Raw genomic sequence first — 6,797 nt, forward strand, 5'->3', positions numbered from 1 at the left:
AGCGGGGATCGAACGACATGCGGCTGTGATCATCTTCGGGCAGGATTGCCCCTCATGAAACTCGTGATCACACTTGTGGCCGGCGCGGGTCTGCTGCTCGCGCCGTTACCCGCACAGGCCGCCGAAAACGCCGCCAAGAACCCCGTATCCGCGCTCAAGGCCCAGCTGAAGGCCGGGAAGGGGGTCCGGTTCACCGACGCGAGCGCGTTCGTCGGCAGCATCAACAACGACCCGCTGGTACGCCGTACCGGGGTCGTCAAGTTCGGCAAGAAGGGCATCGTCGCCTCCGACATCCGAGGCGCGTTCGCCTCGCCGCTGTTCGACGGGCACACCACCAAGCCCGAGCGGACGATCATCATAGGCAAGGACGCCTGGCGCTCGGGCGGGGTCCTGGCCGAGAGCCTCCCCAAGGGCAAGACCTGGTACAAGACCACCAGCCTGTTCAACACGGGGACCGTCAGCAGCTGGTTCGGCCAGCTGGTGAGCCCGCTGGAGCCGGTCACGCTGGCGGAGCTGGTGAAGCGCGGCAAGCGTAGCGGCTCCACCTACCAGGGCACGATCGCCTTGGAGCGGGTGTACAAGATCTCTCCGTGGTTCCGCCAGACGCTGGGACTGATCCGTGCGACCGATGCCACCATCACCTACACCCTCACGGTCGACCGCAGGGGTCTGCCCAGCAAGCTGAAGACCACGTGGCTGGCGAAGAACCTCGGGAACCTTCCCTCGTGGGAGGAGAAGACGATCGTGACGGAGACCCGCTACACCGGCTGGGGCACCCAGGTCTCGATCAAGCCGCCGCCCAGGAGCCAGGTCACCGGCAAGCTCCAGGACTGACGCCGGAGGGACCGGGGCGGTACGGTGCGGTGAAGGAGGCGGTTCATGGAGGAGATCCCCACGATCGGCCGGTGTCACCTGTGCAAGCAGACCTTCGGCTTCACCCCCGCGCAGGTCATGACGGTCATGATGGACCCGGAGACCAATCTGCCGCTGGGCATGACGATCTCCGGGACCTTCCGTGAGCCGACGCCGGAGGCCACCGCCAGGGCGGTGGAGGTGCACGTGTGCCCCGGCTGCGTCGGCAGGGTCGAGCAGCTCAAGGAGTTCATGGACCGGCCCGCCCCGCCGTTCGGCACGTGGAGCCGGGGCCATCCGCGACCGTGACCGGGGGCGCCGCGAGGCGGGGAGAGACAGACGGCCGGCGAGCGAGGAACGGTGATGTCCTGATGGTCCAGCCCATGGAGCGGGTGCCCGGCGTGATCCGGACGGTCTCCTCCCAGGAGGTGTACCGCAACCCGTGGCTGTCGCTGCGCGAGGACGTGGTGGAGCGCCCGGACGGCAGCCGCGGCATCTACTCCGTGGTGGACCGGCCCGACTACGCCGTGGTGATCGCCGCCGAGGACGGCGGGTTCCACCTCGTCGAGCAGTACCGGTATCCGATCCAGGGGCGCTACTGGGAGTTCCCGCAGGGCAGCTTCCCGCAGGGCCGCGCCGGCACGCCCGAGGAGCTCGCCCGCGCCGAACTGGCCGAGGAGACCGGTGTGACCGCGGCCTCGTGGACCCCGCTCGGCAGCCTGTTCGGCTGGCACGGCGCGAGCGGGCAGGCGTTCACCGCGTTCCTGGCCACCGGCCTGAGCCGTGGCGTGCCGCGGCGGGAGCACGAGGAGCAGGACATGCGCCAGCGGTGGGTCTCGCGGGCGGAGTTCGAGGAGATGATCCGGGACGGGAGCATCCGGGACGACTCCACCGTTGCCGCCTATTTCCTGCTGCTCATGCACGAGCGGGGTTGAGGTCAGACCGACGAGATGACGGGGAGCGGGAAGACGAGCTTGCCGCCTTCCGCCAGGAACTGCTGCTCCCGCTCGACGAACCCCTTCCGGTGCACCCAGGGCAGCACCAGCAGTTGGTCGGGGCGTCGGGCCTTGGCGTCCTCCTCGGACACGATCGGGATGCCGGTGCCGGGGGTGAAGCAGCCGTGTTTCTCCGGGCTGACCTCGCCGATGCAGGGCAGGTCGCGGGTGTCGATGCCGCAGTACTGCAGGACCACGTTGCCCTTGGTGGACGCGCCGTACCCGAGCGTGAGCCTGCCGGCGGCCCGGGAGTCGTCGAGGAAGGCGCGCAGCTCGTCCCGGTGGTGCTGGACGCGGCGGGCGAAGGTCTCGTACGTGGCCCAGGTGTCCAGTTTGAGGTCGGCTTCCCGGCGGCGGACCTGGGCGATGGCGGCGTCGTCGATCCGGTGCCTGGCCGGGTTCCTGACGAGGGTGAGGCAGAGGCTGCCGCCGTTGACTTCGGTGATCTCGGCGCTGGTCACGGTGAGGCCGACGCGCTCGGCCATCCACTCGATCTGGGCCAGCGAGTAGTACTCCAGGTGTTCCTGGCAGATGGCGTCGTAGGCGAGTGACTTGACCATGGAGCCGAGGTCGCTCATCTCGACCATCCAGACGCCGTCGTCGCTGAGGAGGTCGCGCATGTCGGCCATGAACCCCATCGGGTCGGACAGGTCGTAGAACATCGCGATCGAGGTGATGATCTTCGCCTTGCGCTCGCCGTACCGTTCCGCCAGTCCTTGCCTGGAGAAGAAGTCGGGGATCAGGTCGATGTGGTCGGGGTAGTAGCGGCGCCACTTCTCGCCTGTGGGGTCGATGCCGACGAGGGTGGGGCCGTCAGCGGGGAAGCCCTGCAGCAGGGTCGAGTCGTTGCTGCCGATGTCGACGACCAGGTCGCCGGGGCCGAGGTCGACCATGCCGGTGAGCCTGGCGGCCTTGCCCTGTAAATAGTTGATCATGAAGGGCCGGATGCCGGAGCGGTACCCGTACCGGTCGCCGTACATGAGCGACGGGTCGACCGTGTGCCGGATCTGGACCAGCCCGCAGCCGTCCGGGGAGCACTTGACCAGTTCCAGCGGGGCCGATGGCACGACCTCCTCGCGTGACCTGGGGAAGATCCCGGTCAGCGCCTGCGTGCCGAGGTCGAGCACGGGCAGCAGGGTGCGGTTCGCGCAGATGCGGCACTCGGTGCACTCAGTGATGTTCATGATGTCTTCCGCTCGTCGGATGGAGAGGGCCGGGGACGGCGGGCGTCCTGCTGTGCGCGTGGTGGGGGCCACCCTTCCGTTCGCCGGCCTGTCAGCCATGAAGATCAGAATTCGCCTCGATGCCGAGATAGTAACGGTGCGATCCCAGGACGAACATCGGTTGAGCGACCCGCCGCCCCCACCGACCGGCTGTGCGCGGCGCGGTGGAGGAGGCGGGTCATCGGGTGATCAGCCTGCCCCCGCGCGTCGGCCATCAACACCGCGAGCGACTCGTCCGGCTGGAGGATGTTGAGGAAGGCCATGAACCGCTCGTCGGTGACGTCGGCCATGGTCGCGGCCTGGAGAGCGGCGAGCAGTTCCGGGTCGGCGGTGCGGTAGTCGGCCCGGCCTGCGCCGACGACGGCGGGGTCGACGTTGCCCCGCAGGGTGACTCCGGCCAGCGTCGACGGTTCGGCCGCCCACGCATCCAGGTCCTGCGGGGCCTGGTAGGCGACGGGGTACTGGGCGTCGAGGCCGTGTCCGGGCAGGTCGACGGCGAGGCTGCGGTGGCCGAGCAGGGCGAGTTCGCGCTGGACGGAGGTCCACATGAACGAGCTGGCGTGAACTTCTGGATCATGTGGCGAAACGTTTCAGACGAGCGGCGGGGGCCCCGTCGTTGGTGGCCGGCGGGGCCTCCGCGACGGTCATTCGGTGCGCAACGTCGTCCAGTGAGGCGGAGTGCCCTCGTACATCACGTCGTTGCAGTCACAGCTTCCGCAGCCGGGGATCATGGTGCCGCCTCCTCGCCTAAGAGATGGCGCGTTCGTACCCGGCGTGGCGATCCCGAACGCTTACGTGACGGTGACGGTCCCCTGGTCGGTCCCCCAGCATGCTGGAGGCATGGACGCGGAGACGGCGCGGCTGATGTTCGCGGGCGCGCGGGTCGCCCGGCTGGCCACGGTGGGCGCGCGGGGGAAGCCGGGGCTCGTGCCCGTCACGTTCGCGGTCGAAGGCGCGGCAGAGGGCGACCGGATAGTGACCGCCGTGGACCACAAGCCGAAACGGACCGGTGATCTGCGGCGGCTGCGCGACATCCGCGACAACCCGGAGGTCGCGCTGCTCGCCGACCATTACGAGGACGACTGGACCCGGCTGTGGTGGGTGCGGGCGGACGGGCGCGCTGCGGTGGTGGCGGACGGCCCGGACAGGGCCGCCGCGCTGGACGCGCTCGCGCGCAAGTACGAGCAGTACCGCGAGCGCCGCCCGGCGGGACCGGTGATCGTCGTCCGGGTCACCCGCTGGTCGGGGTGGCGGTACGCGGGCTGACGGCCGGCGGACTCAGATGGCCAGCGGTACGGGGTGGACCTCGTCGGGCGGGTGGCCGGCGCGTTCGTGGATGCGCCGGACGGCGTCCGCCGAGGGCGCCTCCGACAGGCAGTAGACGATCCCGTCGTCCGGGTCCGCCCACGCGTGCTCGAAGGTCACTCCCTCCTCGTCCTGGATCGCGATGTCGGCGATGTGCGCGTCCTCGAGCTGTTCGTCGGTGATGCCCATCATGTCGCGATGGACGTCCATGAACTTCGCCATCACTGCCTCCCCCAGGCAGGGCCGTTTCGTTCAGCGTAAGGTCGCCTCCGACGCGGGCGCACCCAAGCGGACCCAAAATAGCCGGACGGCCCGCCCCCAGGGTGGGCGAGCCGCCGGGCGTCAGGAGACCTCGGCGGCGACCGCGCCGAAGGCGGCCAGCACCTCCTCCTGGTCGTGCGCGCCGGTCGAGGTGGTCGACTTGACGATCACCACGTCGTGCTCGGGCGAGACGTAGATGTACTGCCCGCCGAAGCCCGCCGCCATGAAGGCCCGGCCTTCGCCCAGCCACCAGTGCGCCCCGTACCGCGGGTTGACCTTGGACGGGGTGGTGGACGACTTCACCCAGGAGGCCGGGACCACCTGCTTGCCGTGGGCCTTGCCCTGACGCAGGTAGAGCAGGCCGAAGCGGGCGTAGTCGCGGTCGGTGGCCTGGAAGCAGCAGTAGCCGAGGCTCTCGCCCTTGCCGTCGCGGGCGATCCGGGCCGTGCCCGCCATGCCCGCGGGCTGCCAGATCTTCTTCTCGACGTAGCGGTGGTACGGGGTGCCGGTCGCCTCGGTGATCACCCGGGCCAGGACGTAGGAGTTCATGCTGTTGTACTCGAACTGGGTCCCGGGGGTCCAGTCGGGCTGCTGGCGGGCGGCCATCCGGGTGAGCGACTGGCCCTGGTTCGCGGCGATCTGCATCCGGGGGACGTCCTCGCGCTCGTCCCAGTCGGTGCCGGACGACATCTGCAGCAGGTTGCGGATGGACACGCCGTTGTAGCCGGACCTGCGCAGTTCGGGCAGGTACTTGGTGACGGGCTCGTCGAGCGACCGGATGTGCCCTTCCCGCAGCGCGACGCCGAGCGCCGCAGAGGTGAAGGACTTGGCCATCGACCACGACTGGAAAGGGGTGTTCCGGTTCGCGTCGGTGTAGCGCTCGTGGACGATCTTCTGGCCGCGCAGCACGAGGAAGCCGTTGGTCTTCGTACGGGTGAGGAAGTCGTCGAGGGTGCGCCGCTCGCCCTTGTAGGTGTACGTGACCGAGAGCGGCCGTTGGGCGTCGACCAGCTTGACCGGGTCCGCGGACGGCCGGATGACGTCGGCGGACGGGGCCGCGGGAGCGGCCAGGGTGAGCGCGATGAGGATGCCGCGCACGTCGCCTCCTGAAGTGGGTGGACGGGACAGGACGCGATGGTGGCGGGTGTTCTTGGCAAATCTCTGGCAGTCACTCCAGCCACGAGCGGGCCCGGCCGGTCCCGCCGGCCGTGGGCAGCCGGATCTCGAAGCGGGAGCCGGTCACGTGGGCGGCGCCGCCGTGCAGCTCGGCCTGCTGACGGACCAGCGTCAGGCCGAGGCCGGAGCCCGGACTGTCCGGGCGGCGGCGGAACCGGTCGAACACCGCCTCACGATCCCCGTCGGGGACTCCGGCCCCCTCGTCGGCGACGGTGAGGACGGCGGCGGCCCCCTCTCGGGAGAGCCGCACGGTGATCGGGGGCGCGCCGTGCCTGACGGCGTTGTCCAGCAGGTTGTCGGCGATCAGCCGGAGCCCTTCGGCCCAGCCGCGCACGGTCACGCCGTCCGCCACGGACTCCTCGATCGTCGTGCCCGGGTGGCGGCGGCGGGCCGCGGCGGCGGCCTCGCGCACGATGCCGCTGAGGTCGGCCGGGGCGGAGGTCGCGGGGTCGAGCAGCTCTCCGGCGGCGAGCTGGCGAAGCACGGTGATGAGCCGCTGCACCCGGGCGTGCTCGCCGGTCAGGTCGGCGACGAGCTCGTCGCGGTCGGCGGGGGTGAGGCCGGGGTGGTCGAGCAGGGCGAGGTTGGCGCCCATGCTGGTGAGCGGGGTGCGCAGCTCGTGCGCGGCGGAGGCGGCGAAGGCGCGGGCGGTGTCGAGCGCCTCGCCGGTGCGGGCCACCGCCGCGTCGCGCCGGTCCAGCAGGTCGTTGAGCACCCCGGCCAGGTGGTCGATCTCACGGACCCGGGACCCGGCGTCCAGCCGGATCCTGGCGGACGGCTCCGGCCGGGTGTCGAGGGCCGCGGCCTGCCGGCTGAGCCGGACCAGCGGCCGTACCGCGTACCGCCCGAGCGCCAGTCCTGCCGCCGCGCCCGCCACCGCGCCGATCAGGGTGACGGTACCCACCCGCCGGCGGAGCAGCGCGAGCTGGGTGTCGAGCCGTTCGCTCGGCTCGAACAGCCATAACCGGCTGCCCCGCCGCCCCAG

The 6,797-nt window shown here is 70.6% G+C and carries 9 protein-coding genes; 4 read left to right on the forward strand and 5 right to left on the reverse strand.

Annotated features, from left to right (window positions below; all coding sequences use genetic code 11):
• The first annotated feature begins 54 nt into the window (after positions 1-54).
• From OUY22_RS00550 to OUY22_RS00560, 3 genes are all read left to right on the forward strand, one after another.
• Positions 55-834 carry a hypothetical protein gene (locus OUY22_RS00550; RefSeq protein ID WP_270152597.1) on the forward strand — a complete coding sequence of 260 codons (780 nt, stop codon included), beginning with the start codon at positions 55-57 and terminating at the stop codon, positions 832-834.
• Positions 835-879: 45 nt separating this feature from the next.
• Positions 880-1,161 carry a hypothetical protein gene (locus OUY22_RS00555; RefSeq protein WP_270152598.1) on the forward strand — a complete coding sequence of 94 codons (282 nt, stop codon included), beginning with the start codon at positions 880-882 and terminating at the stop codon, positions 1,159-1,161.
• Positions 1,162-1,223: 62 nt separating this feature from the next.
• The gene (locus OUY22_RS00560; protein ID WP_270152600.1) at positions 1,224-1,787 is read left to right on the forward strand and encodes an NUDIX domain-containing protein; all 564 of its coding nucleotides are present in this window, start codon (positions 1,224-1,226) and stop codon (positions 1,785-1,787) included.
• A gap of 2 nt (positions 1,788-1,789) precedes the next feature.
• On the opposite strand, the gene OUY22_RS00565 is transcribed toward OUY22_RS00560, so the two are convergent.
• Complete coding sequence (locus OUY22_RS00565) at positions 1,790-3,031, reverse strand: class I SAM-dependent methyltransferase (RefSeq protein ID WP_270152602.1); 1,242 nt, start codon at positions 3,029-3,031, stop codon at positions 1,790-1,792.
• Between the two features lie 104 nt (positions 3,032-3,135).
• Complete coding sequence (locus OUY22_RS00570; RefSeq protein ID WP_270152603.1) at positions 3,136-3,618, reverse strand: hypothetical protein; 483 nt, start codon at positions 3,616-3,618, stop codon at positions 3,136-3,138.
• A gap of 292 nt (positions 3,619-3,910) precedes the next feature.
• Between OUY22_RS00570 and OUY22_RS00575 the strand changes: the two genes are divergently transcribed.
• Positions 3,911-4,336 carry a TIGR03668 family PPOX class F420-dependent oxidoreductase gene (locus tag OUY22_RS00575; RefSeq protein WP_270152605.1) on the forward strand — a complete coding sequence of 142 codons (426 nt, stop codon included), beginning with the start codon at positions 3,911-3,913 and terminating at the stop codon, positions 4,334-4,336.
• Between the two features lie 12 nt (positions 4,337-4,348).
• Here OUY22_RS00575 and OUY22_RS00580 read toward each other — a convergent pair whose 3' ends face one another.
• The 3 genes from OUY22_RS00580 to OUY22_RS00590 all read right to left on the reverse strand — a co-directional run.
• Entirely contained in the window at positions 4,349-4,597 is a 249-nt protein-coding gene (locus OUY22_RS00580) for an SCO4226 family nickel-binding protein (RefSeq protein WP_270152607.1), read from the reverse strand.
• 120 nt (positions 4,598-4,717) lie between these two features.
• The gene (locus OUY22_RS00585; RefSeq protein ID WP_270152609.1) at positions 4,718-5,734 is read right to left on the reverse strand and encodes a serine hydrolase domain-containing protein; all 1,017 of its coding nucleotides are present in this window, start codon (positions 5,732-5,734) and stop codon (positions 4,718-4,720) included.
• Between the two features lie 70 nt (positions 5,735-5,804).
• Positions 5,805-6,797: sensor histidine kinase (locus OUY22_RS00590; RefSeq protein ID WP_270152611.1), on the reverse strand; the 993-nt coding region annotated here is incomplete at its 5' end.

This window comes from Nonomuraea corallina, assembly GCF_027620315.1.
Classification (GTDB): Bacteria; Actinomycetota; Actinomycetes; order Streptosporangiales; family Streptosporangiaceae; genus Nonomuraea; species Nonomuraea corallina.